The sequence below is a fragment of the Pseudomonas sp. No.117 genome, from assembly GCF_054558395.1.
This window is the reverse complement of record NZ_BAAJNP010000001.1, coordinates 37,776-63,393: the sequence shown is the minus strand read 5'-3', so window position 1 is coordinate 63,393 and position 25,618 is coordinate 37,776. Positions and strand designations below refer to the sequence as shown.

24 protein-coding genes are annotated in these 25,618 nt (G+C 66.0%); 12 read left to right on the top strand and 12 right to left on the bottom strand.

Annotated features, from left to right (window positions below):
• Positions 1-45 precede the first annotated feature (45 nt).
• The 8 genes from ACYJP6_RS00275 to ACYJP6_RS00240 all read right to left on the bottom strand — a co-directional run bounded on the left by ACYJP6_RS00275 (position 46) and on the right by ACYJP6_RS00240 (position 10,247).
• The gene (locus tag ACYJP6_RS00275) at positions 46-1,968 is read right to left on the bottom strand and encodes a PrkA family serine protein kinase (protein ID WP_145008636.1); all 1,923 of its coding nucleotides are present in this window, start codon (positions 1,966-1,968) and stop codon (positions 46-48) included.
• Positions 1,969-2,495: 527 nt separating this feature from the next.
• Positions 2,496-2,822: a thiosulfate sulfurtransferase GlpE gene (gene glpE, locus ACYJP6_RS00270; protein WP_459472350.1), complete on the bottom strand. Its 327-nt coding sequence runs from the start codon at positions 2,820-2,822 to the stop codon at positions 2,496-2,498.
• On the bottom strand, positions 2,819-3,640 hold the full coding sequence (locus tag ACYJP6_RS00265) for a symmetrical bis(5'-nucleosyl)-tetraphosphatase (RefSeq protein WP_459472348.1): 822 nt from the start codon (positions 3,638-3,640) through the stop codon (positions 2,819-2,821). The genes glpE and ACYJP6_RS00265 overlap by 4 nt, the downstream gene beginning before the upstream one ends.
• Positions 3,641-3,648: 8 nt before the next feature.
• Complete coding sequence (gene apaG / locus ACYJP6_RS00260; protein WP_459472346.1) at positions 3,649-4,035, bottom strand: Co2+/Mg2+ efflux protein ApaG; 387 nt, start codon at positions 4,033-4,035, stop codon at positions 3,649-3,651.
• Positions 4,036-4,069: 34 nt separating this feature from the next.
• Positions 4,070-4,861 (bottom strand): 16S rRNA (adenine(1518)-N(6)/adenine(1519)-N(6))-dimethyltransferase RsmA, encoded by a 792-nt coding sequence (rsmA, locus tag ACYJP6_RS00255; protein ID WP_459472344.1) that lies wholly within the window; start codon positions 4,859-4,861, stop codon positions 4,070-4,072.
• Positions 4,862-5,195: 334 nt separating this feature from the next.
• On the bottom strand, positions 5,196-6,191 hold the full coding sequence (gene pdxA / locus ACYJP6_RS00250; protein ID WP_459472342.1) for a 4-hydroxythreonine-4-phosphate dehydrogenase PdxA: 996 nt from the start codon (positions 6,189-6,191) through the stop codon (positions 5,196-5,198).
• A gap of 50 nt (positions 6,192-6,241) precedes the next feature.
• Complete coding sequence (locus tag ACYJP6_RS00245; protein ID WP_459472340.1) at positions 6,242-7,537, bottom strand: peptidylprolyl isomerase; 1,296 nt, start codon at positions 7,535-7,537, stop codon at positions 6,242-6,244.
• The gene (locus ACYJP6_RS00240) at positions 7,518-10,247 is read right to left on the bottom strand and encodes an LPS-assembly protein LptD (RefSeq protein ID WP_459472338.1); all 2,730 of its coding nucleotides are present in this window, start codon (positions 10,245-10,247) and stop codon (positions 7,518-7,520) included. The genes ACYJP6_RS00245 and ACYJP6_RS00240 overlap by 20 nt, the downstream gene beginning before the upstream one ends.
• 119 nt (positions 10,248-10,366) lie before the next feature.
• Between ACYJP6_RS00240 and ACYJP6_RS00235 the strand changes: the two genes are divergently transcribed.
• The 3 genes from ACYJP6_RS00235 to ACYJP6_RS00225 are packed head-to-tail and all read left to right on the top strand — an operon-like array spanning position 10,367 to position 12,812.
• Positions 10,367-11,389, top strand: coding sequence for an aminoglycoside phosphotransferase family protein (locus ACYJP6_RS00235; protein ID WP_459472336.1), 1,023 nt, complete (start codon positions 10,367-10,369; stop codon positions 11,387-11,389).
• The gene (gene murU, locus ACYJP6_RS00230) at positions 11,386-12,051 is read left to right on the top strand and encodes an N-acetylmuramate alpha-1-phosphate uridylyltransferase MurU (protein WP_459472334.1); all 666 of its coding nucleotides are present in this window, start codon (positions 11,386-11,388) and stop codon (positions 12,049-12,051) included. The genes ACYJP6_RS00235 and murU overlap by 4 nt, the downstream gene beginning before the upstream one ends.
• A complete protein-coding gene (locus ACYJP6_RS00225) occupies positions 12,048-12,812 on the top strand; it encodes a DnaJ domain-containing protein (protein WP_459472332.1) in 765 nt (254 codons plus the stop codon). The genes murU and ACYJP6_RS00225 overlap by 4 nt, the downstream gene beginning before the upstream one ends.
• Here the strand turns inward: ACYJP6_RS00225 and ACYJP6_RS00220 are convergent.
• A complete protein-coding gene (locus ACYJP6_RS00220; RefSeq protein ID WP_459472330.1) occupies positions 12,787-13,800 on the bottom strand; it encodes a DUF3530 family protein in 1,014 nt (337 codons plus the stop codon). The genes ACYJP6_RS00225 and ACYJP6_RS00220 overlap by 26 nt on opposite strands.
• Before the next feature lie 139 nt (positions 13,801-13,939).
• Between ACYJP6_RS00220 and rpe the strand changes: the two genes are divergently transcribed.
• The 7 genes from rpe to ACYJP6_RS00185 all read left to right on the top strand — a co-directional run bounded on the left by rpe (position 13,940) and on the right by ACYJP6_RS00185 (position 21,515).
• Positions 13,940-14,617, top strand: coding sequence for a ribulose-phosphate 3-epimerase (gene rpe, locus ACYJP6_RS00215; RefSeq protein WP_027600735.1), 678 nt, complete (start codon positions 13,940-13,942; stop codon positions 14,615-14,617).
• On the top strand, positions 14,614-15,294 hold the full coding sequence (locus tag ACYJP6_RS00210; RefSeq protein WP_459472328.1) for a phosphoglycolate phosphatase: 681 nt from the start codon (positions 14,614-14,616) through the stop codon (positions 15,292-15,294). Before rpe ends, ACYJP6_RS00210 begins: the two co-directional genes overlap by 4 nt.
• A gap of 241 nt (positions 15,295-15,535) precedes the next feature.
• Positions 15,536-17,014 carry an anthranilate synthase component I gene (gene trpE / locus ACYJP6_RS00205; protein WP_459472326.1) on the top strand — a complete coding sequence of 493 codons (1,479 nt, stop codon included), beginning with the start codon at positions 15,536-15,538 and terminating at the stop codon, positions 17,012-17,014.
• A 10-nt stretch (positions 17,015-17,024) separates the two neighbouring features.
• Positions 17,025-17,618: an anthranilate synthase component II gene (locus tag ACYJP6_RS00200; protein WP_459472324.1), complete on the top strand. Its 594-nt coding sequence runs from the start codon at positions 17,025-17,027 to the stop codon at positions 17,616-17,618.
• Positions 17,619-18,668, top strand: coding sequence for an anthranilate phosphoribosyltransferase (gene trpD, locus ACYJP6_RS00195; protein ID WP_459472322.1), 1,050 nt, complete (start codon positions 17,619-17,621; stop codon positions 18,666-18,668).
• Complete coding sequence (trpC, locus tag ACYJP6_RS00190) at positions 18,665-19,489, top strand: indole-3-glycerol phosphate synthase TrpC (RefSeq protein ID WP_459472320.1); 825 nt, start codon at positions 18,665-18,667, stop codon at positions 19,487-19,489. The genes trpD and trpC overlap by 4 nt, the downstream gene beginning before the upstream one ends.
• 253 nt (positions 19,490-19,742) lie before the next feature.
• On the top strand, positions 19,743-21,515 hold the full coding sequence (locus ACYJP6_RS00185; RefSeq protein ID WP_459472318.1) for a BCCT family transporter: 1,773 nt from the start codon (positions 19,743-19,745) through the stop codon (positions 21,513-21,515).
• A gap of 55 nt (positions 21,516-21,570) precedes the next feature.
• On the opposite strand, the gene crp is transcribed toward ACYJP6_RS00185, so the two are convergent.
• Complete coding sequence (gene crp, locus ACYJP6_RS00180; protein ID WP_145008655.1) at positions 21,571-22,215, bottom strand: cAMP-activated global transcriptional regulator CRP; 645 nt, start codon at positions 22,213-22,215, stop codon at positions 21,571-21,573.
• Positions 22,216-22,424: 209 nt separating this feature from the next.
• Here crp and ACYJP6_RS00175 point away from each other — a divergent pair, with 209 nt between their 5' ends.
• Positions 22,425-22,847: an OsmC family protein gene (locus ACYJP6_RS00175; protein ID WP_459472316.1), complete on the top strand. Its 423-nt coding sequence runs from the start codon at positions 22,425-22,427 to the stop codon at positions 22,845-22,847.
• 274 nt (positions 22,848-23,121) lie between these two features.
• Positions 23,122-23,916 (top strand): adenosylmethionine decarboxylase, encoded by a 795-nt coding sequence (speD, locus tag ACYJP6_RS00170; protein WP_459472314.1) that lies wholly within the window; start codon positions 23,122-23,124, stop codon positions 23,914-23,916.
• Positions 23,917-23,971: 55 nt separating this feature from the next.
• Here speD and ACYJP6_RS00165 read toward each other — a convergent pair whose 3' ends face one another.
• Positions 23,972-25,231 (bottom strand): cation:proton antiporter, encoded by a 1,260-nt coding sequence (locus tag ACYJP6_RS00165; protein ID WP_459472312.1) that lies wholly within the window; start codon positions 25,229-25,231, stop codon positions 23,972-23,974.
• A 195-nt stretch (positions 25,232-25,426) separates the two neighbouring features.
• Positions 25,427-25,618 carry a hypothetical protein gene (locus ACYJP6_RS00160; protein WP_459472310.1) on the bottom strand — a complete coding sequence of 64 codons (192 nt, stop codon included), beginning with the start codon at positions 25,616-25,618 and terminating at the stop codon, positions 25,427-25,429.

Here is a 25,618-nt window from a genome sequence, read left to right as displayed (position 1 = left end):
GACGGCGCGTCTGGCGCGCCGTCGCGGGTTCAGCCTCAGGCTGCCTTACTGCGACTTGCGTACCCGTGAATACCACTCGGACAACAGCCGTACCTGCTTCTCGGTGTACCCGCGCTGGACCATGCGGGTGACGAAGTCGCTGTGCTTCTGTTGGTCTTCCTTGCTGGCCTTGGCGTTGAAGCTGATGACGGGCAGGAGCTCCTCGGTGTTGGAGAACATCTTCTTCTCGATCACCGCGCGCAGCTTCTCGTAGGACAGCCAGCTCGGGTTCTTGCCGTTATTGTTGGCACGAGCGCGTAACACGAAGTTGACGATTTCGTTGCGGAAATCCTTCGGGTTGCTGATGCCAGCCGGCTTCTCGATCTTCTCCAGTTCCTCGTTGAGGGAGGCGCGATTGAGGATCTCGCCGGTTTCCGGATCGCGGTATTCCTGGTCCTGGATCCAGAAGTCGGCGTAGAGCACATAGCGGTCGAAGATGTTCTGGCCGTATTCGCTGTAGGACTCGAGGTAGGCGGTCTGGATCTCCTTGCCGATGAATTCCACGTAGCGCGGCGCCAGGTACTCCTTGATGAATCTCATGTAGCGCTCGCGGGTCTCGGCCGGGAATTGCTCGGCTTCGATCTGCTGCTCCAGTACATAGAGCAGGTGCACCGGGTTGGCCGCCACCTCGTTGGCGTCGAAGTTGAACACCCGCGAGAGGATCTTGAAGGCGAAGCGGGTGGACAGGCCATTCATGCCTTCGTCGACGCCGGCACTGTCGCGGTATTCCTGGATCGACTTGGCCTTGGGATCGGTGTCCTTGAGGTTCTCGCCGTCGTAGACGCGCATCTTCGAATAGATATTGGAGTTCTCCGGCTCCTTGAGCCGCGAGAGCACCGAGAACTGCGCCAGCATCTTCAGGGTATCGGGCGCGCAGTGGGCATTGGCCAGGGAGCTGTTGACCAGCAGCTTGTCGTAGATGTGGATCTCGTCTGAGACGCGCAGGCAGTAGGGCACCTTGACGATGTAGATCCGGTCGATGAAGGCCTCGTTGTTCTTGTTGTTGCGGAAGGTGTGCCACTCGGATTCGTTGGAGTGGGCCAGGATGATGCCGCTGTAGGGCAGGGCGCCGAGGCCTTCGGTGCTGTTGTAGTTGCCTTCCTGGGTCGCGGTGAGCAGGGGGTGGAGGACCTTGATCGGGGCCTTGAACATCTCCACGAATTCCATCAGGCCCTGGTTCGCCCGGCACAGGGCGCCGGAGTAGCTGTAGGCGTCCGCGTCGTTCTGCGGGTATTCCTCCAGCTTGCGGATGTCCACCTTGCCGACCAGGGCGGAGATGTCCTGGTTGTTCTCGTCACCCGGCTCGGTCTTGGCGATGGCGACCTGGTTGAGGATCGAGGGGTAGAGCTTGACCACCTTGAACTTGCTGATGTCGCCGCCGAATTCCTGCAGGCGTTTGGCTGCCCAGGGCGACATGATGCTGCGCAGGTAGTGGCGCGGGATGCCGTAGTCCTCTTCGAGGATCTGGCCGTCTTCGTCCGGATTGAACAGCCCGAGGGGCGATTCGAACACCGGCGAACCCTTGATGGCGTAGAAGGGGACCTTCTCGATCAGGTGCTTGAGTTTCTCCGCGAGGGACGACTTGCCGCCACCCACCGGGCCGAGCAGATAGAGGATCTGCTTCTTCTCTTCCAGGCCCTGCGCCGCATGGCGGAAATAGGACACGATCTGCTCGATGCAGTCTTCCATGCCATGGAAGTCGGCAAAGGCGGGATAGCGACGGATGACCTTGTTGGAAAAGATGCGCGATAGACGTGAGTCACTGGCGGTGTCCACCAGTTCGGGTTCGCCGATGGCCATGAGCATGCGCTCAGCGGCACTGGCAAAGGCGGTACGATCCTTCTTGCAGATCTCAAGGTATTCCTGAAGGGAATACTCTTCCTGGCGAGTCGCTTCGAAACGCTCCTGGAAGTGACTGAAAATGCTCATGACGTCTCCTCGCTGGATACCCTGGACCAGCTTGGAATCGATGCCTGGAGCCTTGCCTTGCTACCGGTAGGGAGCGGTCATGCCGGGCGACGAAAGATAACGTCTGCAATACCTTCGCTGTCGTCTTGCCTAATCGATCCTTACACGCCTGCAGGTTAGGGTTGGGTTTCGAGAGACGCACGAAGGAGACCGATGGAGACGGTCCCCCTGGAATTCCCCCGAATCTCCAGTGGTTACACCGATGGTCCAAAGCCGGTTGTCGAACCCACCGTTTCCGGAGGGCCTGATCCCAGAATAGTCCTATCTGCGAGATGTGGAAGAGCCAATTCGGTTTATTCTTGTAACCACAGCGTCAATCGTCTGTGTTAAGGACGCGCCCGCTGGCTTGGAGCCCGTTCCGAGGCTCACGAGTCGAAGCGGAACAAGGCGAAAGGCCTGGGGAGGCGGAGTCCACGAGAGCTAGTGAGGACGCTCCAGGTCTGTTCGAGTCTGCTTGGCCGACCTGTAGCACCGCTTCGAGCGGACGCTCAGGCCTGGCCGCTCGCGGTCTCGTCGGGGTATTGGCTGCGCCAGTGTTCGAAGCCGCCATCGACGCTGTAGACCTGGCTGAAGCCCTGGCCGGCGAAGTAGGCCGCGGCGCTCTGGCTGGAATGGCCGTGGTAACAGAACACCAGCAGTGGCTCGTCGAGATCGGCGGCGGCGATGAAGTCGTGGATGTTCTGGTTGTCGACGCGCTGGGCGCCGGCGACGTGCAGGGTGGCGTAGCTGTGCGGATCGCGGATATCGACGATCCGAGCGCCCTGGCTACGCAGTTCCAGGGCCCGTTCGGGGGAGATACAGGTGAATTCGCTCATTTCTTCTCCTTGCAACTGCAGAGATGACGGCGGTTGCCGTCGACGTCGAGCAGGGTCATGTCGCCACCCCAGACGCAGCCGCTGTCGAGGGCCTCGACGTTGGGCGCCGCGCAGCGACCCTTGAGCGCGGCCCAGTGGCCGAACAGGATCCGCACGTCGCGGGTCAGCCGGTGGGCGTGGCTGAACCAGGGGGCGAAGCCGGCCGGGGCGCTGTCCAGGCCCTCCTTGCTCTTGAATTCCAGGCGCCCTTCGGGACTGCAGAATCTCATGCGCGTCAGGTAGTTGGTGATCAGGCGCAGGCGTTCCTGGCCCTGCAACTCATCTTGCCAGAGCGCCGGCTCGTTGCCATACATCTGCTCGAGAAAGGGCACATGGGCCTGGTCATCGCGCAGCACGGCTTCCACCTCGCCGGCCAGGCTCAGCGCCTGCTCCAGCGTCCACTGCGGCGGCAGGCCGGCATGGACCAGCACGCAATTGCGCTCGGCATCGTGCTGGATCAGCGGCAGATGGCGCAGCCAGTGCAACAGTTCGTCGCGGTCGGGTGCGGCGAGGATGTCGCTCAGGGTGTCCTGTTTCTTCAGTTTGGCGCCGCCGAAGGCCACCGCCAGCAGGTGCAGGTCGTGGTTGCCCAGCACGCTGACCACCGAATCACGCAAGGCGTACAGGTATCTCAGGGTTTCCAGCGACTGCGGGCCGCGATTGACCAGGTCGCCCACCAGCCAGAGGCGGTCCTGCGCGGGATCGAAGCAGACCTCGTCGAGGAGGCATTTGAGCGGGTCGAGGCAACCCTGGAGGTCGCCCACGGCGTACAGCGTCATCGGGACTCCTAGTGCAGCGAGCCGGGTACGGCCAGGCGGAAGGTGGGGATGGCGGCTTCGAAGCCATGGCCGTCGCTGGCGACCATCTGGTAGCTGCCACTCATGCTGCCCACCTGGGTCGGCATCAGGGTGCCGCTGGAATAGCTGTGGGTCTCGCCCGGGGCGATCAAGGGTTGCTCGCCCACCACGCCGGGTCCCCGTACCTCCTGCACCTCGCCATTGCCATCGGTGATGATCCAATGACGGCTGAGCAGTTGCGCCGGCAGACGGCCATCGTTGCGGATGCTCACGTCGTAGGCGAAGGCGTAGCGCTCCTGGCTGGCGCTGGATTGTTCGGGCAGGTAGCGGGTGGTGACCTGCACGGTGATGAGGTAGCGCGGATCGGGCTCGGTCACGGCGGGAGTCTCGGCGAGTAAGGGGAGAAAGGGCCTACTGGGCTGCCAGCTGATTGGCCAGGCGCACATAGGCGGCTAGGTCCAGTTGCTCGGGGCGTAGCCCCGGATCGACGTCGGCGGCCTCGATGGCGGCGCTGTCGAGGGTGCCCTTGAGGGTATTCCTGAGGGTCTTGCGGCGCTGGCCGAAGGCTTCGCGGACGACGCGTTCGAGCAGGGCCGGATCCCGGGCCACATGGGGCCGCTCGCTATGGGGCACCAGGCGCACGATGGCCGAGTCCACCTTGGGCGGCGGATTGAAGGCACCCGGGCCGACGTTGAACAGATGCTCCACGCGGCAGTGGTACTGCACCATGATCGACAGCCGTCCCCAGTCGCCATTGCCGGGCACCGCGGCCAGGCGCTCCACCACTTCCTTCTGCAGCATGAAGTGCATGTCGGCGATGACGTCGGCGAAGCTGAGCAGGTGGAAGATCAGCGGTGTGGAGATGTTGTAGGGCAGATTGCCCACCACCCGCAGCCGATCACTGCCGGCGATGCTGGCGAGGTCGTACTTCATGGCGTCACCCTGGTGCAGGGTGAACAGCGGATTGAGGCCGAACTTGAGCCTGAGCAGCGGGATCAGGTCCTGGTCCAGCTCGATGACATCGAGCTGGGCGCCACTGCTCAGCAGGCCCTCGGTCAGGGCGCCCTGGCCCGGCCCGATCTCCAGCAGCCGCTCGCCGGGTCGCCCATGGATGGCGCGCAGGATGCGATGGATCACCCCGGCATCGTGCAGGAAGTTCTGGCCGAACCTCTTGCGGGCGCGGTGTTGGTAGAGCTCGGTCATCAGGTGCTCCGGCGCAGGCGGCGGGCCTGCGATTTCAAGACGGCAAAGACCTGCCAGTTTAGCAGACCCTTGGCCGCCCCCGGAGCGCCCAGAGCCTAATCATAACCTGCTGCGCGTCGGCCAAACTGCGTTGAAAAGACCCTGGAAGGCCAGCCCCGCCTAGGCGGCCCCGTCGCAATGCTCATTTACCGTTTGTAAACTCGCGCGCGAGCCCGGTCCGCTTCCTCAGGTCTCTGATTCGCTGGCGCTCACCCTTCGGGCCAGCCTCTGGCTGTTACTCCCGTTGGTCGTTGCGCCTTGTTTGGCTCTAGCTCGCGAGGTTATGAATAGCCTCTTAAGTCGCCGAACGGCGATGGGTCGCCATGCTGTAGGCGGTATCGAGGGCGACCCTGAGGCTGCCGGTATCGATCTTTCCACTGCCGGCCAGGTCGAGGGCGGTGCCGTGGTCGACCGAGGTGCGGATGATTGGCAGGCCGAGGGTCACGTTGACCGCGGCACCGAAGCCCTTGTGCTTGAGCACCGGCAGGCCCTGGTCGTGATACATGGCCAGCACCGCATCGCAGTGGTCGAGGTGCTTGGGGGTGAAGAGGGTGTCGGCGGGCAGCGGCCCGACGAGGTCCAGCCCCTCGGCGCGCAGGGCGTCCAGGGCAGGTTCTATGACGTCGATCTCTTCGCGTCCGAGGTGCCCGCCTTCGCCGGCATGGGGGTTGAGGCCGCAGACCAGGATGCGCGGATGCTCGACGCCGAAGTAGCGTTGCAGGTCGCCATGGAGGATGCGGGTCACGTCCAGCAGGGTCTGGCGGTCGATGGCATCGGCCACGTCGCGCAGCGGCAGGTGGGTGGTGACCAGGGCGACCCTCAGGCCCGCAGTGGCCAGCAGCATCACCACCTGCGGAGTGTTGGTCAGCTCGGCGAGGAATTCGGTATGGCCGGAGAAGGCCACGCCGCCGTCGTTGATCACGCCCTTGTGCACCGGGGCGGTGATCATGCCGGCGAAGGTGCCATCCAGGCAGCCCTGGCCGGCGCGTGTCAGGGTCTGCAGGACATAGGCGGCATTGGCCTTGTCGAGCTGGCCCGGGGTGACGGCGGCACCCAATGGCGTATCCCAGACGTAGAGGGTGCCCGCTGGCGCTGGGCTGTCCGGCCAGGCGTTCGGTGCCACCTTGATCAGCTGGATGGTGAGGCCCAGCTCGGCGGCGCGCGCCGCCAGCAGGTCCTGGCTGGCGATGGCGATCAGGGCGTGGGGCTGGGATTCGCGGGCCAGCAGCAGGCAGAGGTCGGGACCTATGCCGGCGGGTTCACCGGGGGTGAGGGCGAAGCGCAGGACCATGCACAGCTCCTGAAACGAAAAGGCCGCAGGGATTGCCTGCGGCCTGGAGATTACGGCTTGATCTCGACGTAGGCTTCGTCGCGGATCTGGCGTAACCAGGTCTGCAGTTCCTGGTCGTACTTGCGGTTGCGCAGGAGGTTGAGCGCCTGCTGCTCGCGCGCTTGCTGGGTGTTGTCGGTGGCCCGACGCCCCAGGACTTCCAGGATGTGCCAGCCGAAAGAGGTGCGGAACGGCTGCGACAGCTGGTTAACCGGCGCACTGTTCATGACTTCGCGGAATTCCGGGACCAGGGACTCCGGATTGATCCAACCTAGGTCGCCGCCATTGAGTGCGGAGCCGGGATCTTCCGAGAAGCTCTTGGCCAGGGTGGCGAAGTTTTCACCGTTGAGGATGCGCTCGCGCAGTCGCGCCGCCAGGCGCTGGGTCTCGGCGTCGCTACGCACGGCATTGGGCTTGAGCAGGATGTGGCGCACATGCACCTCATCGACGATGCTGGCCTCGCCGCCACGCTTCTCTTCCACCTTGAGGATGACGAAGCCACCCGGTACGCGCACCGGTTGGGTGATTCCGCCCACGCCGACACTGCCGATCAGGCGGTCGAAGGGCGGCGGCAGCTGGGCCGCCTTGCGCCAGCCGATCTCGCCGCCGTCCAGGGCGTTGTCACCCGCCGAGCGGGCGATGGCCAGCTGGTTGAAGTCAGCGCCCTGGCGCAGCTGGTTGTAGGTGTCCTGGGCCTGGCGCGCGGCGGCGTCCAGACCGGCGGTACCGGCGTTGTCCGCCACCGGGATCAGGATATTGGCCAGGCGATACTCCTCGGACAGCTGCAGCTTGCCCAGGTCGGAGGCGAGGAAGTTCTGCACCTCCTGCTGGGTGACCTGCACGCGCTGACCGACCTGGCGCTGACGCACCCGGCTGATCATCATTTCGCGGCGGACCTGCTCGCGGGCGGCATCGTAGGAGAGACCGTCGCGGGCCAGGGCCTGGCGGAATTCGGCGACGCTCAGGCCATTGCGCTGGGCGATGGTGGCCACGGCCTGGTTGAGCTCATCGTCGGAGATCTTCACGCCCATGCGCCCGGCCAGCTGCAGCTGGATGTCTTCCAGGATCAGGCGCTCGAGCACCTGCTGACGCAGCTCGCCTTCCGGCGGCGCGGCAGCGCCCCGCCGGGTGATGTTCTGCTTGACCTCGTTGAGACGCTGATCGAGCTGGCTCTGCATGACCACGTCGTTGTCGACGATGGCCACGACCTTGTCCAGCGGTACCACGGCGGCCTGAGCCAAAGGGGTGAGGGCGAGCGCCGCGCCCAGGGCGAGCGGGCGCAGGGCGTTACATAGCTTGGTCTTCACGTTCACGATAGCCTTGAATGCCTCTGTCCAGGAAGCCTTCGGTCTTGCCGCCGAAGACGTTGCCGAGTCCCTTGAGCACGATCTGCAGGAAGATCCCGCGGTCGGCTTCGGAGCTCTGCGATGTGTAATAGACGTCGTCTTCGCTCTTGAGCCAGTAGCGGCTGATCAGACGCAGTTTCCAGCAGCAGTTGTCGTACTCGAAGCCACCGAAGGCTTCCAGGGTGCGGCTCTTGTTGTAGTCGAACTGCCAGCGGGCGATGGCGGACCACTGCGGCACGATGGGCCAGATGAAGGAGATGTCGTGCTGGTCGATCTTGTAGTCGTCGCTGTTGTAGGTGAAACGACCGAGGTTCGGATCGTAGACCCGCACGTTGTCACGATAGCGATAGCCGAGGTTCACGATCTTGCCCGGCTCGGCTTCCGGCTGGTAGTGGAACATGACGCTGCCGGAATCGGTGCGGTGCAGCACCGGATCCCAGTTGTACTCGCCATTCACCCGCCAGTCGCGGTTGAAGCGATACATGCCGGCCAGGGCATAGGGCGAACGCGAGGTGGTGGCATCGTCGGGCAGGTCGTCTTCCAGACCTGGCAGCTGGACCTCGCGGTCGCGGAAGTAGAACAGCTCGCCGAGACTGACGTTGGCGCGCTCGAAGCCGTTGGGCTCGATGAAGCGACTGGTGACGCCCAGCGCAACCTGGTTGGCGTCGCCGATGCGGTCGGCGCCGGTGAAGCGGTTGTCGCGCCACAGCGAGCTGTAGCTGAAGGTGTATTCGCCGGTATCGAAAACCGGGATATCGCTCTGGTCGCGGTAGGGTACGTACAGATACTTGGCGCGAGGCTCCAGAGTCTGTTTGCCACCCTCGCCGAACAGATTGGACGTACGGTCGAAGTAGAGGCCGCTGTCCAGGCTGAACAGCGGGACGCTACGACTGGGGCTGCTGTCGTAATTGCCACCCGACTGCGCGATCTGGTTCTCGCCCTGGGTATCCAGGTCCAGGTCGTACTGGGTGTAGTAGTAACGCACCGCCGGCGTCAGGAAGCCCCAGCTCTGGGTCATGGGCAACGCGATACCCGGCGCCAGGTTGTAGCGATTGCCGTTGGCGCGGGCCAGGCCGAAGATGTTGACGTCGGGACGGGTACGGAAGTTGGTCTGGTTGCCGTTATCGTCGATGTCGAAATAGGTGTTGTCGTCGAAGCTGCGTTCGAAGCGCACCGCCTCGGTGTCGTAGGTGAAGTCCAGGCCGCCCGGGTGGTAGGGCAAGGCGCCATTGACGGTCAGCTGCGGCAGGCGGTTGTAGGGCGTCACGTCGGAGACGGTCGCCAGCTGGTAGGCCTGCATGTTCAGCGCCGCGGTGAAGTCATCGCCACGGTAGGTCAGGCGGCCCTGCTGGTTCACGTAGGTCGGCTTGTTGATGCCGAGGTCGGTGTCCAGGTCCTGGAAGTAGTAGGGGTCGCTGATGCGGGTGTAGTCCACCTCGGCCATCAGGCGCGAATCCAGGCCGCTGCGGTTCTTCCAGCCGTACAGCCAGCGGTTGTCGGTGGCCTCCGGTTCGCCCTCGTGCTCCGGATCGGTGTCCTTGAGGTAGGAACCATAGACCTGGCCTTCGCTGCTGCGGGTCAGGTAGCGGAACTCGCCCTCGGTCTGCAGGCCGTGCTTGGCCATGTAGCGCGGATAGAGGGTGGCGTCGTAGTTGGGCGCCAGGTTGAAGTAGTAGGGCGTGGTGATCGCGAAGCCGGTATCGCTGGAGGTGCTGATCGAGGGCGCCAGGAAGCCGGACTGCCGACGGTCATCGATCGGGAAATAGATGAACGGCGTGTAGAGGACCGGAATGTCCTTGACTCTCAGGGTGGCGTTGGTCGCGTAGCCCAGGCCGGTAGCCGGGTTCAGGGTGACGGTATTGCCCTTGACCTGCCAGGCGTTGCTGCCCGGTTCGCAGGTGGTATAGGTGCCATCCTTGAGGCGGATGATGGCGTCGTCGCCGCGCTTGGCATAGAGCGCACTGCCGCGGGCATGGCTCTGGTGCATGACGAATTCGGCGTTGTCGACCTGGACCTGGCCGTTGTCCAGTTGCAGGTCGGCCTTGTCGCCGACCATCAGCAGGCCGTTGTCGCGGAATCTGACATTGCCCTTGAGCTCGCCGCGGTTCTCCAGCTGGTGCAGGTTGGCTTCCTGGGACTCCACCTGCATGCCGCCCTGGCGCAGCACCACGTCGCCGGCGAGGGTGGCCACCTGCTGCTCCTGCTCGTAGCGCGAGGCCTTGGCGGAGACGTAGGTCGGCGCCTTGGACGTCGGGGTGTCGTCGTTCATGCCCGGACGCTGCGGCTCGACATAGGCGCCGCTGCAGTAGGGGCCGGTCTCGGCCAACTGGGCCGGGGTCAGCTGGTCGCGCGGGACCCAGTCCAGGTGGCTGTAGTCGGCGCTGCGGGACTTCAGGGCGCGGCCCTTGCTCTCCGTCACCAGCACGGCATCGTCGCCCTTGCGCGCGGCGGGCTCCGCCGCGACGCCCTGGGTCTCACCCTTGCTGGGGCGGGGTGGAATGGCCGTGGTCGGTGCCTGGGTGTTGCACGACCAGCCACCGCCGGCCCCGGCGCTGCAGCTGAACTGCTCGGCAGGCGCGGCGATGAGGGCGGTGACGGGCTGCATGGCGAGCAGGCTGCCGGTTACCAAGAGGGGGAATTTTCTGCGAAACGCGGGGGTTTTCACGGCCATCCTTAAAGTCGTCCTGCACGCCGGCCATTAAGGGGCCGCGGCCTCTCGATGGGCTCAAAAAGATAGCGGATAATAAAACATGACCTGCGCATCGGCTAGGGCCGGGGGATCCGCTGTAAATGACTGAAGATGTTCGCTTAAACCAGATAGAAGACTGGCTGACCACCGTTCTACCGGAAATTTTCCGGGAGCAGGCCTGGGGCGAGGTGCCAGTCGGCAGCCTGACCGCGGCCAGCAGCGATGCCAGCTTCCGCCGCTATTTCCGCTGGGCCGGCGAGGGCCGCAGCCTGATCGTGATGGATGCACCGCCGCCGCAGGAGGACTGTCGTCCGTTCGTTCAGGTGGCGGCGCTGCTGGCCGAGGCCGGGGTGCATGTGCCGCGCATCCTGGCCCAGGATCTGGAGCGTGGCTTCCTGCTGCTGAGCGACCTCGGCACCCTGACCTACCTGGAGGTAATCAATCCGGCCAATGCCGACGATTATTTCCAGGCCGCCATCGAGGCGCTGCTGGCCTTCCAGGTCAAGCAACCGACGAACGGCAGTCTGCCGCTCTACGATGAGGCTCTGCTCGCCCGCGAGCTGAGCCTGTTCCCGGAATGGTACGTCGGCCGGGAACTTGATACGGCCTTGAGCGCCACGCAACGCGAACGCTGGCAGGCCATGTGCCGCCTGCTGATCGACAGTGCCCTGGCCCAGCCGCAGGTGCTGGTGCACCGGGACTTCATGCCGCGCAACCTGATGCTCAGCACGCCCAACCCGGGCGTGCTGGACTTCCAGGATGCGGTCATCGGCCCGGTGACCTACGACATCACCAGCCTGTTCAAGGATGCCTTCCTCAGCTGGCCGGAGCCGTTGGTACAGCGCTGGCTGCTGGGCTACTGGGAGCAGGCGCGCGCTGCCGGGGTGCCGGTGCAGGAAGACTTCGCCGACTTCCAGCGCGCCTCGGACCTGATGGGTGTGCAGCGGCATCTCAAGGTGCTGGGCATCTTCGCCCGCATCTGGCATCGCGACGGCAAGCCGCGCTACGTCGCCGACACCCCGCGCTTTCTCGCCTATATCCGCACCGTGGTGGCGCGACGACCGGAGCTGGCCGACCTGGAAGCGCTGCTGGACGAGTTGCACGCCGAGCGAGTCGACCCATGAAGGCCATGATCCTGGCGGCGGGCAAGGGCGAGCGGATGCGCCCGCTGACCCTGACTCTGCCCAAGCCGCTGATCGTGGTGAACGATCTGCCGCTCATCGAGCATCACATCCGGGCGCTGGTCGCCGCCGGCATCACCGAGCTGGTGATCAACCACGCCTGGCTGGGGGAGCAGCTGGAAGCTGCCCTGGGCGATGGCAGCCGCTTCGGTGCCGCCATCCGCTTCTCCGCCGAGCGGGAGCCGCTGGAAACCGGTGGGGGCATCTTCCAGGCGCTGCCGTTGCTTGGTAGCGAGCCCTTCGTGCTGGTCAATGGCGACATCCGTACCGACTTCGACTTTTCCACCCTGGCGCTGCCAGCCGGCTGCCTGGCGCATCTGGTGCTGGCCGATAACCCCCTGCATCACCCGCTCGGCGACTTCGGCCTAGTGGAGGGACGGGTCATCCTGGAGGGCGTGGGCAAGCGCACCTACAGCGGGATCGCCGTCTTGCATCCCCGGTTGTTCGAAGGCTGCACCGCCGGGGCTTTCAAGCTGGTCGATGTGCTGCGCCCCGCCATCGTCGCCGGGAAGGTATCTGGCGAGCGCCTCCACGATCGCTGGGTGGACGTGGGCACCGTGGAGCGTCTGGCCGAGGCGGAGCTGCTGTTCGGGTTCGCCCCGTGAGACTCTGGTTCTGGCCATTGACGCTGCTGGGCTTCCTGGCCGGCTGGGCGGTGGCCAGCATTCCCGGTGCGCTGCTGGTGGCGCTGCTCGCCCACGCCGCGGAGCGCCAGCTGGGGCTGACCTCCCTGGCCGGTTGGAAGGCGCGCTGGCAGGGGCGCCCTGGTCGCTTCGAGCACCAGGCGCAATTCCAGATGCTCGGCCGTCTGGCCAAGCGCGGCGGCCGGGTGCTTACCGCGCACATCCGCCAGGCGGAGGGGGAAATCGAGCGCCTGGGGCTGGATGGCGGTGAGCGCAAGCGTGCCATCGCCGCCTTCGAAGAGGGCAAGGGCGGCACGCTGCCGTCGACGGCCGAGCTGCAGCGGCTCAGCGAGCGCAGTGACACCATCCTGCGCGCCTGTTGGCGGATGGTCTGGATCAGCGGCAGCGTCCGCCCGGGCGATCGCGACGAGATAATCGGCTGGGGCCAGGCGATGGGGCTGGGCGAAGCCCAGGTCCTGGCGCTGCAACCGCCGGTGCAGACGCCGCCGCGGCAGCCGAGCAACGAGGAAACCTATCGCAAGGCCCTGCAACTGCTCGGCGTCACCGACGATGCCGATGCCGCTACCGTGAAGCAGGCCTATCGCCGGCTGCTCTCGCGCCATCACCCCGACAAGAAGGCCGGCGCCGGGGCTGGCCAGTCGGCGGTCTATGCCGCCGCCCAGCGCACCGCCGAGCTGCACGCCGCCTACCAGCTGATCAAGACGCGTCGGGGCTTCCGCTAGCGGCCGGGGGCAGGCGCTCCAGCCAGGCACGCAGGCGACGGAGGGTCTGCTCCTGCTCCGCGGCCCGGTCGCCGGAGATGACCGGCAGGTCGATCTGCCGATAGCCCTGGTTGGCCTTTTGCGCCGCGCGCTCCTTGCGCCGCTGGGCGGCCGCACCGGGCGCATGCACCAGGTCGGCGATCTGCAGGTCGGTCTTGCCCATGGTGGCCTCCAGCCGCGGCGGCAGGCCCTGGGGCTCACGACCGTCGATGAGCGCCAGTTGCTTGACCTCGGCCGGCTCCTTTTCCGCCAGGTAACGCGCCGCCCAGTAGGCACCGGTGCCGTGACCCACCAGCACGATGTGCCCGGCGCCCTGCTGCAGGGCCAGATCGATACCGGCGGCGATGCGTGCCAGCACTCGCGTTGCCTGGGCATTGGCCGCGGCCTCGGGATCGCTGGGGGCGACCGCCGCCTGGGCCGGCTCGCCACTGCCGGCTTCGGCCACCGACGGGGCCGCCGGCGCCGTACCGCTGCCACCGGTCACGGGTGGAGGAGTCTGCTCGCTGGTGGCCTGGGCGTCGGTGTCCGCCGGCGCGGTGGTACGCGCAATGGCCACCAGGGAGTCATAGGGATCGGGCAGGCTCAGGCTGATGGTCTGCCAGCCGTAGGTGGGCAACGCCTGGCGCAGGGGCGCGACCACGTTGGGCCAGTCGGCCGACTCGCCATCGCCCGGGACCAGCACCACCGTCCCGGCCGCCTTGGCGCGCCCGGCCGGCAACAGCAGGGCGAGAAAGGACTCGTCGCCGGCCTGCAGGGTCTTCTGCTGCTCGGCGGGCAGTTGCCGCATCAGCGCCTGCTGCTGTTCCTGGCTGCGCTCCAGCGCCGGCGCCACGGCAGCCGCCGGAGCCGTGGGCGCTTCCGGCGCCGGGGTAGGCGCCTCTTCGGCCAGGACCGGCGCGGCGAGGCCGAGCAGCAGGAGACAGAGCGGCAAGCGGGCAGGAGACGACATCGGGCGGAATCCTCGGCAAGGGGACGGTTGACCCCGGCGAGCCTACCGCCGTTCGCCCGGTCGGGGCAGTGGGAACGCCCTAGCCGCGGGCGGATCTCCGTTACAATAAGCGCCTTAACCTTCGCCGAGGCTATCCCCCATGCAACCCTTCGCCATCGCCCCCTCGATCTTGTCCGCCGATTTCGCCCGTCTCGGCGAGGAGGTCGACAAGGTCCTCGCCGCCGGTGCCGACATGGTCCATTTCGACGTGATGGACAACCACTATGTGCCCAACCTCACCATCGGGCCCATGGTCTGCAAGGCACTGCGCAACTACGGGGTGACCGCGCCCATCGACGTGCACCTGATGGTCAAGCCGGTGGATCGCATCATCGGCGACTTCATCGAGGCCGGGGCCACCGACATCACCTTCCACCCGGAAGCCTCCGAGCACATCGACCGCTCGCTGCAGCTGATCAAGGATGGCGGCTGCCGCGCCGGCCTGGTGTTCAACCCGGCCACCTCGCTGGATGCCCTCAAGTACGTGATGGACAAGATCGACATGGTGCTGCTGATGAGCGTCAACCCCGGCTTCGGCGGCCAGAAGTTCATCCCCGGCACCCTCGACAAGCTGCGCGAGGCGCGCGCCCTGATCGATGCCTCGGGCCGGCCGATCCGCCTGGAGATCGATGGGGGCGTCAACGTCAAGAACATCGGCGAGATCGCCCGCGCCGGGGCGGATACCTTCGTCGCCGGTTCCGCCATTTTCGGCCAGCCGGACTACGCCGCGGTGATCCAGGCGATGCGCGCCGAGCTGGCCAAGGCCCGTTCGGTATGAGTGCCCTGGTGCGACTCGGCGGAGGGCATCCCCCCGCCCTGGTGATGTTCGATCTCGATGGCACCCTGCTGGATTCCGCGCCGGACCTGGCGGCGGCGGTGGATGCCATGCTCGACCGCCTGGGCCGCCCGCCGGCCGGCCTGGCCAAGGTGCGGCTGTGGATCGGCAACGGCGCCCGGGTGCTGGTGCGCCGGGCCCTGGCGGATGACATGCGGCATGACGCCGTGGACGATGCTGCCGCTGACGAGGCCCTGGCGCTGTTCATGGAGCTCTATGGTGGCAGCCATGCCCTGACCCGCGTCTATCCCGGCGTGCTCGACAGCCTGGCGCTGTTGCGCACGATGGGCGTACGCCTGGCGGTGATCACCAACAAGCCGGAGCGCTTCGTCGCGCCACTGCTGGCCGACATGGGCCTGGGTGAATTCGACTGGATCGTCGGCGGCGATACCCTGCCGCAGCAGAAGCCCGATCCGGCTGGCCTGCTGCACGTGATGCGGCAGGCCGGCGTGTCGGCCGCGCAGGCGCTGTTCATCGGCGACTCGCGCAACGACATCCGCGCCGCCCGCGCCGCGGGGGTCGGCTGCGTGGCCCTGAGCTACGGCTACAACCATGGCGAGCCCATCGCCAGCGAGCAGCCGGACCTGGTCGTCGACGATCTGCGCGAGCTGTTCATCTAGCACGCCGAAGTGGCCGGCCGGTTGCCATGCCGCGCCGGCTAGGCTAACGTGGCCCTTCAACCCCGCCCCAAGAGCAAGAGATCGCATCGTGGTGGTCACCCGCACAGGCTCCTCGCGAGCATGGATGAAAGTCATCAAGGCCCTGGCCCGTTGGCGCTGGCGCGCCTGATTTCGTCCTGGCCGGTATCGGACCGGCACGCTGTGCACCCGACCTTTCGTTTTCCTCGCCACGAGGCTGATCATGACCCGCGACGACTTCCTGCGCCTGGCCGCTCAAGGCTATAACCGCATTCCCCTGGCCTTCGAAACCCTGGCCGACTTCGACACCCCACTGTCCCTCTATCTCAAGCTGGCCGATGCCCCTAACTCCTATCTGCTGGAGTCGGTGCAGGGCGGCGAGAAATGGGGCCGCTACTCGATCATCGGCCTGCCCTGCCGGACCCTGCTGCGCGCCCGCGGTTACCAGGTCACCGTGCACGAGGGCGAGCAACAGCTCGAGGCCGCTACCGTTGAGGATCCGCTGGCCTTCGTCGAGGCCTTCAAGGCGCGCTATCGTGTGCCGGTCGTCCCCAACCTGCCGAAATTCGATGGCGGCTTGGTGGGATACTTCGGCTATGACTGCGTGCGCTACGTGGAAAAGCGCCTGGGTGCCAGTCCCAATCCCGATCCGCTGGGTACCCCGGACATCCTGCTGATGGTGTCGGACGAGGTGGTGGTCTTCGACAACCTCGCCGGCAAGCTGCACTGCATCGTCCTCGTCGATCCTAGCCAGCCCGAGGCTTACGAACAGGGCCAGGCCCGCCTGGCCGCACTGCGCGAGCGCATTCGCCAGCCCATCGCCCCGCGCCTGGGCCTGGATTTCGCCGCGGTGGGCACCGGTAGCGAGCCGGCGTTTCGCTCCAGCTACAGCCGCGCCGACTATGAAAACGCCGTGGAGCGGATCAAGGACTACATCCTGGCCGGCGACTGCATGCAGGTGGTGCCCTCGCAGCGCATGACCATCGATTTCCAGGCGGCGCCCATCGATCTCTATCGGGCGCTGCGCTGCTTCAATCCCACGCCCTACATGTACTTCTTCAACTTCGGCGACTTCCATGTGGTCGGCAGTTCGCCCGAGGTGCTGGTGCGGGTGGAGGATGGCGAGATCACCGTGCGCCCCATCGCCGGTACCCGTCCGCGCGGTGCGACCGAAGAAGCCGACCTGGCGCTGGAGCGTGATCTCCTGGCCGATGCCAAGGAGCTGGCCGAACACCTGATGCTGATCGACCTGGGCCGCAACGACGTGGGCCGGGTGTCGGCCACCGGCAGCGTGACCCTGACCGAGAAGATGGTCATCGAGCGCTATTCCAACGTGATGCACATCGTCAGCAACGTCACCGGTCGGCTCAAGCCCGAGCTGAGCGCCATGGACGCCCTGCGCGCCATCCTGCCGGCCGGCACCCTGTCCGGGGCGCCGAAGATCCGTGCCATGGAGATCATCGACGAACTGGAACCGGTCAAGCGCGGCATCTACGGCGGCGCCGTGGGCTACCTGGCCTGGAACGGCAACATGGACACCGCCATCGCCATCCGCACCGCGGTGATCAAGGATGGCGAACTGCACGTCCAGGCGGGCGGCGGGATCGTCGCCGACTCCCAGCCGGCCGCGGAGTGGGAAGAGACCCTCAACAAGCGTCGCGCCATGTTCCGCGCCGTCGCCCTTGCCGAACAGTCCGTCTGAGGAGCCTGCCATGTTGCTGATGCTGGATAACTACGATTCCTTCACCTACAACCTGGTGCAGTACCTGGGCGAACTGGGCGCCGAGGTCAAGGTGGTACGTAACGACGAGGTCCCGGTCGAGGCGATCGAGGCACTGGCGCCGGAGCGCATCGTCGTCTCCCCCGGTCCCTGCACGCCCAACGAGGCGGGCATCTCCCTGGCCACCCTGGAGCGCTTCGCCGGCAAGCTGCCGGTGCTGGGCGTCTGCCTCGGCCACCAGAGTCTGGGCCAGGCCTTCGGCGGCGAGGTGGTGCGGGCGCGCGAGCCGATGCACGGCAAGACCAGCCCGGTCTACCACAACGGCGAGGGCGTCTTCGCCGGCCTGCCCAATCCCTTCACCGTGACCCGCTACCACTCGCTGGTGGTCAAGCGCGAGACCCTGCCCGAGTGCCTGGAGATCACCGCCTGGACTCAGCACCCGGACGGCAGCATGGACGAGATCATGGGCCTGCGGCACCGCGAGTTCATGATCGAAGGGGTGCAGTTCCATCCCGAGTCCATCCTCACCGAGCACGGCCACGACCTGCTGGCCAACTTTCTCCAGCAGCAGGGAGGGCACCGCTAGATGGACATCAAGCAGGCCCTGAACCGCATCAGCGGGCAACTCGACCTCAATGTGGCCGAGATGCAGGCGGTGATGCGCCAGATCATGACCGGCGGCGCCGACGAGGCGCAGATTGGTGCCTTCCTCATGGGCATGCGGATCAAGAGCGAGACCATCGACGAGATCTGCGGCGCGGTGAGCGTGATGCGCGAACTGGCCACCCCGGTGGTGCTGCCGAGCCTCGACCATGTGGTCGACGTGGTGGGCACTGGCGGCGACGGTGCCAACATCTTCAACGTCTCCTCGGCCTCGGTGTTCGTGGTGGCGGCGGCGGGTGGCAAGGTCGCCAAGCACGGCAACCGCGCGGTGTCCGGCAAGAGCGGCAGTGCCGACCTGCTGGAAGCCGCCGGCATCTACCTGGAGCTGACGCCCGAGCAGATCGCGCGCTGCGTCGAGCAGGTGGGGGTGGGCTTCATGTTCGCCCAGTCGCACCACAGCGCCATGCGCCATGCCGCCGGGCCGCGGCGGTCCCTGGGGCTGCGTACCCTGTTCAACATGCTCGGCCCCCTGACCAACCCGGCCGGCGTACGCCACCAGGTAGTCGGGGTGTTCAGCGCCGCCCTATGCCGGCCGCTGGCCGAGGTGCTGCAGCGCCTGGGCAGCCAGCACGTGCTGGTGGTGCATTCCCGCGATGGCCTGGACGAATTCAGCCTGGCCGCCGCCACCCAGGTGGCGGAACTCAAGGACGGCGGCATCACCGAGTACCAGGTGCTGCCGGAAGACCTGGGCATCAAGAGCCAGACCCTGGTGGGTCTGACCGTGGATGGCCCGGAGGCCTCCCTGGCGTTGATCCGCGATGCCCTGGGGCGGCGCAAGACCGAAGCCGGGCAGAAGGCCGCCGACATGATCGTGCTCAACGCCGGCGCGGCGCTCTATGCCGCCGATCTCGCCCATAGCCTGCACGAGGGTGTGCTGCTGGCCCACGATGCGCTATACAGCGGCCTGGCGCGGGAGAAACTGGACGAGCTCGCCCATTTCACATCCGTCTATCGCGAGGAGGGTCGCCTGTGAGTGTGCCAACCGTGTTGCAGAAGATCCTGGCCCGCAAGGCCGAGGAAATCGCCCAGCTGAAGGCCCGGACCACCCTGGCCGAGCTCGAGGCCCAGGCCCGTGCCGCCGACGCCCCCCGTGGCTTCGCCCGGGCGCTGCAGGCCCAGGTGGCGCGCAAGGAAGCGGCGATCATCGCCGAGGTGAAGAAGGCCTCGCCGAGCAAGGGCGTGATCCGCGAACACTTCGTGCCGGCCGAGATCGCCCGCAGCTACGCCCAGGGTGGCGCCACCTGCCTGAGCGTGCTCACCGACGTCGACTTCTTCCAGGGCGGCAACGCCTACCTGCAGGAGGCGCGCGCCGCCTGCAGCCTGCCGGTGATCCGCAAGGATTTCCTCGTCGATCCCTTCCAGGTGGTGGAAGCCCGCGCCATCGGCGCCGACTGCATCCTGCTGATCGTCGCGGCGCTCGACGATGGCCTGATGGGGGAACTGGCTGCCACCGCCAAGGACGTCGGGCTGGACGTGCTGGTCGAGGTGCATGACGGCGCCGAGCTGGAGCGGGCGCTGAACGTGCTGGATACCCCGCTGGTGGGCGTCAACAATCGCAACCTGCACACCTTCGAGGTCAGCCTGGAGGCTACCCTCGATCTCTTGCCGCGCATCCCCCAGGACCGCCTGGTGATCACCGAGAGCGGCATCCTCAACCGGGCCGACGTCGAGCTGATGGAAATCAACGAGGTCCGGGCCTTCCTGGTCGGCGAGGCCTTCATGCGCGCCGACGAGCCCGGCCAGGAGTTGCAGCGGCTGTTCTTCCCGGAGCGGCGTTTCCCGCTCGACGCCTGATCCTGGCGCGTGCCCAGCCGAGGCCCTGGTGAAGACACTGGGGCCTTGTCCATTCCGTCGGCTGACCCAGGTCGACCGCTGCCCACCCCGGACGGCGGGAGCGACCTCCGTGTGTCCACAGCCGACGCAGGGCTTTGTTCTACCGGCATAAACCCCGTTAATGACGTCCGATTCGCTGAACCCTGGCGAATCCGGAGCAGTCTGGCCGTCGCTCCTGAGCATCAGGCCATCCAACACTGGGGCATGTAGAACCATGGCAACGGAAGAAAAGAGCGCAACGCTCGACATCAGCATCACCGATCCCTCCCGAACCGAGGAGGCCCGGCGCGACAGGCGCCTGGCCGGCACCACGGACTGGGTCGTCTTCGGCGTGACCAGCATCGCCGCGCTCGCCTTCGTCATCTGGGGCTTCGTCAGCCAGGCGAGCCTGGCGGCGAGCGCCTCCGTCGCCCAGGGCTGGGTCATCACCCGCTTCGGCTGGCTGTTCGTGCTGACCTCCACCGGCTTCGTGGTCTTCGTCATCTGGCTGGCCGCCAGTCGCTATGGGCGCATACCCCTGGGGCGGGACGACGAGCAGCCGGAATTCCGCACGCTGTCCTGGGTGGCGATGATGTTCAGCGCCGGCATGGGCATCGGCCTGATGTTCTTCGGCGTGGCCGAGCCGCTGTCGCACTATCTCAATCCGCCCCCCGGCTCGGCGCCGGGGCAGACCAGTGCCGCGCTGCAGGTGGCCATGGCCACCACGCTGTTCCACTGGACCCTGCACCCCTGGGCCATCTATGCGGTGGTTGGCCTGGCCATCGCCTATGGCACCTATCGCCGGGGGCGCTCGCAGCTCATCTCGGTGGCCTTCCGCCCGCTGATCGGCGAGCACGCCAACGGTCCCTTGGGGCGCGTCATCGACATGATGGCGATCTTCGCCACCCTGTTCGGCTCGGCGGCGTCCCTGGGGCTGGGCGCCCTGCAGATCGCCGGTGGCCTCGAGCACAACGGCTGGATCGAGCAACCGGGCAAGCTGCTCTACATCGGCATCATCACGGTGCTGACCATCGCCTTCATCGTCTCCGCCGTGTCCGGCGTCGAGAAGGGCATCCAGTGGCTGTCCAACACCAACATGGTGCTGGCGGTGGTGCTGGCGCTGTTCGTCTTCGTCGCCGGTCCCACCCTGCTGATGCTCAACCTGTTGCCGACCGCCATCGGCGACTACATCAACCTGCTGCCGGAAATGATGGCGCGGACCAGCGCCAGCGGTGGCGAGGCCATGGGCAACTGGCTATCCAGCTGGACGGTGTTCTACTGGGCCTGGTGGATCTCCTGGACGCCCTTCGTCGGCATGTTCATCGCCCGCATCAGCCGTGGCCGCACCATCCGCCAGTTCGTCAGCGGGGTGCTGCTGGTCCCGAGCCTGGTCAGCGTGGTCTGGTTCGTCATCTTCGGCGGCGCCGCGGTCGACGCCATGCGCCTGGGCGCCTTCACCCTGGTCGATGGCGCGGTGAACAGCAACTTCGCGCTCTATGACCTGCTGGCCAGCTATCCCTGGGCGTCCGTGACCTCGGTACTGGTCATGGTGCTGGTGGCGATCTTCTTCGTCTCCGGCGCCGATGCCGCGTCCCTGGTGATGGGTACCCTGTCCGAGCGCGGCACCACCGAGCCCTCGCGGCGCACGGTGATCTTCTGGGGCGCCCTGACCGGGGCCGTGGCGGCGATCATGCTGGCCATCGGCGACCCGGGCAATCCGGGCGCCGCGCTCAATGGCCTGCAGAACCTGACCATCGTCGTGGCGCTGCCCTTCGTGGTGGTCATGGCGTTGCTCTGCCTGGCCCTCTATCGCGACCTGCGCTGCGATCCGCTGATGCTGCGCCACCTGCGCGGCACCGAGCTGATCGAGAAGGCGGTGCTCTATGGCGCGGCCAAGCACGGCGAGGAATTCCACTTCGTGGTGGGCGAGCCGAAGTCGGCCCAGGCCAAGGAAGCGGAGGCTGGCGGCAAGGTCACGGTGAAGGTGGAGAAGGAGGTCAAGGCCTGATGCCGTGACGGGTAGGGCGGCCCCCGCCGGCTGGCAGGGGCGCGTCGGGCAGGGCTCAGCGGGTGCCGAACACCACCATGGTCTTGCCCTTGACGTGGACCAGACCCTGCTCTTCCAGGGATTTCAGGACGCGGCCGACCATCTCGCGCGAGCAGCCGACGATACGACCGATCTCCTGGCGGGTGATCTTGATCTGCATGCCATCCGGATGGGTCATGGCATCGGGCTGCTTGCACAGGTCGAGCAGGGTGCGGGCCACGCGGCCGGTGACGTCGAGGAAAGCCAGGTCGCCCACCTTGCGGGTGGTCTGCCGCAGCCGCTCGGCCATCTGGCGGCCCAGGGAGAACAGCATGTCCGGATCCTGCTGGCTCAGTTCGCGGAACTGGCCGTAGCTGATCTCGGCGACTTCGCACTCGGTACGGGCGCGGACCCAGGCACTGCGCTCGGGCTCGCTGCCTTCCTTGGAAAACAGCCCCATCTCGCCGAAGAAATCGCCGGCGTTCAGGTAGGCGATGATCATCTCGCGGCCTTCATCGTCCTCGATGAGGATGGTGACCGAACCCTTGAGGATGAAGAACAGGCTTTCGCTGTTGTCGCCAGCGTAGATGATGGTGGTTTTTGCCGTGTAGCGGCGACGCGAGCAGTGCGCTAGCAGCTTGTCGATGTGCTGTAACTTCGCGGGTGGGATGATAGCGGCCATGCTGATTCCTGAGGTTGAAAGCTAACCTGAGTCGGGGGCACCGAGGTCCGAACCGGTGCATGCACAGGCTGCGCCGGTTCCGATTCAAAGACCGGATGAGAACATGCGCAGCTTAAATGCGAGCTGAATAACCCTACACTGCCAGCCAGTTTACGCCATTCAGCATGTTAAGCTGATCACCATTTGCATATATAAGTAGGACGAAAGCGATGAAAGCGCGCATTCAGTGGACGGGCGAGGCGATGTTCCTCGGCGAATCCGGCAGTGGCCACGTGGTGGTCATGGATGGTCCTCCGGAGAGTGGTGGTCGCAACCTCGGCGTGCGGCCGATGGAGACCGTGCTGATCGGCCTGGGCGGCTGCGCCAGCTACGACGTGGTCAGCATCCTGCGCAAGGCCCGGCAGCCGGTGGAAAGCTGCGAGGCCTTCCTCGACGCCGAGCGCGCCGAGACCGAGCCCAAGGTGTTCACCAAAATCCACCTGAAATTCGTGGTCAAGGGCCGTGGCCTCAAGGAAGCCCAGGTCAAGCGCGCCATCGAATTGTCTGCAGAAAAGTACTGCTCCGCGTCCATCATGCTCGGTCGGGCCGGTGTCGAGATCAGCCACAGCTACGAACTGGTCGAGCTCGGCTGAAGCCTTATCCCGCCTGCGACGCCCATCCGGGCGTCGCGCCTGGCGCGCCCGCGCCGCTGCCGTCGACATCAATTCATCACCTGGGCCCGGCAGACTCTGGCCCCAGCCGCTGCCGATCTGCATAATGCGCCGCTCTTAAGGGGCCCCAGCCCCGACAAGTACAGCCAATCGCCATCGCGAAGAGGTGTTCGTCGCCCTACGCAGCTTGCGCCAGCCGCAACTGACGGGCATTCAGGACCGCGGTCAGAGACCGCACGACGGGAGCTTTACCACCGTGAAAAGCAAACTCAGGCTCCATGGTTTCAACAACCTGACCAAGACCTTGAGCTTCAACATCTACGACATCTGCTACGCCGAGACGTCGGAAGATCAACAGGCCTATGTCCAGTACATCGATGAGGAGTACGACGCCGAGCGTCTGACCCAGATCCTGACCGACGTGGTCGACATCATCGGGGCCAACATCCTCAACATCGCCCGCCAGGACTACGATCCCCAGGGTGCCAGCGTGACCATCCTGATCTCCGAGCAACCGGTCGAGCCGACCGAGAGCCAGATCGAGGAGTCGCCCGGTCCGTTGCGCGAGACCATCCTCGGCCACCTGGACAAGAGCCACATCACGGTGCACACCTATCCGGAGATCCATCCGGACGACGGCATCGCCACCTTCCGCGTCGACATCGACGTCTCCACCTGTGGCGTGATCTCCCCGCTGAAGGCGCTGAACTACCTGATCCACCAGTTCGACTCGGACATCGTCACCGTGGACTACCGGGTGCGCGGCTTCACCCGCGACATCGAGGGGCGCAAGCACTTCATCGACCACGAGATCAATTCGATCCAGAACTACCTGTCCGAGGACACCCGCGCGGCCTACCAGATGACCGACGTGAACGTGTACCAGGACAACCTGTTCCACACCAAGATGCTGCTCAAGGAGTTCGAGCTGGACAACTACCTGTTCGGCGACGCCTCCCGCAGCCTCTCCACGGAGCAGCGCCAGCAGGTCACCCAGCGTCTCAAGCACGAGATGCGCGAGATCTTCTCCGGGCGCAACCTGCCGCGCTGATCGCTCGGCTGTTGCGCAGAGAACCCCGCCACGGCGGGGTTCTCTCGTTTTGGGATCAGTGGTGGTCGTCGCGGACGACCGGGGCGCCGCCGGTGACGCTCTTGACTACCCGGCCGATGGTCAGGCCCTGGCCGAGGATGGAAACCAGCACCACGATGTAGGTCAGCGCCAGGATCAGGTCCCGCTCGGGGCCGGCGGGCAGGCTCAGCGCCAGGGCGACCGAGACGCCACCGCGCAGGGCGCCCCAGGTGAGGATGCGCGCCGTGCCGCGGGTCATGTTGCGCCAGTGCGGACTGAGCAGTACCACCGGCGCCACGCTGATCCAGCGGGCGAAGAGGATCGCCAGGGTGACCATGAAGGCCGCGCCGAGGTGGGTCCAGCTGAACGGCAGCACCAGCAGCTCCATGCCGATCAGGGCGAACAGCAGGGCATTGAGGATCTCGTCGATCAGTTCCCAGAAACCATCCAGGTAGCGCCGGGTGAAGTCGTTCATGGCCTTGGTGCGGCCCAGGTTGCCGATGATCAGGCCGGCGACCACCATGGCGATGGGACCGGAGACGTGCAGGTGGCTGGCCAGGGTCGAGCCGCCGATCACCAGGGCCAGGGACAGCATCACCTCGATTTGGTGCTGCTCGATGCTCAGCATCAGCCAGTAGCAGAGGAAGCCGATCACCAGGCCGAACAGGATGCCGCCACCGGCCTCTTCAAGAAACAGCCAGAGCGCGGCATTGACCGTAGGCGCCTCACCTAGCTGGATCACCCCCAGCAGCACCGAATAGACCACCACGGCCACGCCGTCGTTGAACAGCGCCTCGCCGACGATGGTGGTCTCCAGCGATTTGGGCGCGCCAGCCGAGCGCAGGATGCCGAGCACGGCGATGGGGTCGGTGGGCGAGATCAGGGCGCCGAAGATCAGGCAGTAGAGCAGGTCGATGTGCCAGCCCAGCCAGCCGAAGATCCAGAAGGTCAGGTAGCCGATCAGCACCGTGGAGATGACCACGCCGAGGGTGGCCAGGCCGCCGATGGCCCACTTGTAGTCGCGCAGGTCCTTGAGATTGACGTGCAGGGCCCCGGCGAACAGCAGGAAGCCGAGCATCCAGTTCATCAGCAGGTCGTTGAAGTCGATCTGCCCGAGCAGCTCGCCGATGCGGTGCTCGAGGCCGGGAAAGCCCAGCCAGGACAGGCTCTGCAGGCCGACCGAGAAGATCAGCGCGATGACCATGACGCCGATGGTGGGCGGCAGGCCGACGAAGCGGAAATTGAGGTAGGTGAGCAGCGAGGTGAAGCAGATGAAGGCAGCAGCGAGTTCGAGCATGGGCGTTCCAGATCCATCAGACAACGAGACCCCGCGAGCGCGGGACCTAGGGGTAGGATGGGGCTGGGGCAGCAAAAGTTACATCATCGATAGCCGGCTATCCGATTACCTGGAGAAAACCAGCGTGGATCGTCGCTGCCCTGGCATTCGCCGCTGACGCCGGGACGATCCACCTGGACCAAGGGCGGCGGCTGGCTAGAGCGGCGCCGCTACGGCTGGCGCGGCCTCGCGCAGGGGCAGCGGATGGGGCGCGGCGATACGGGCTTCCAGGGTCGCCACGTAGCTACGGGCGTCGGCTTCGCTGAGAAAGGTGATGGCCTGCTTGTCGAGGCACACCTGCCAGGCACTGGTGGTGGACTTGCGCAAAGGACGAACCACGATCTTCAT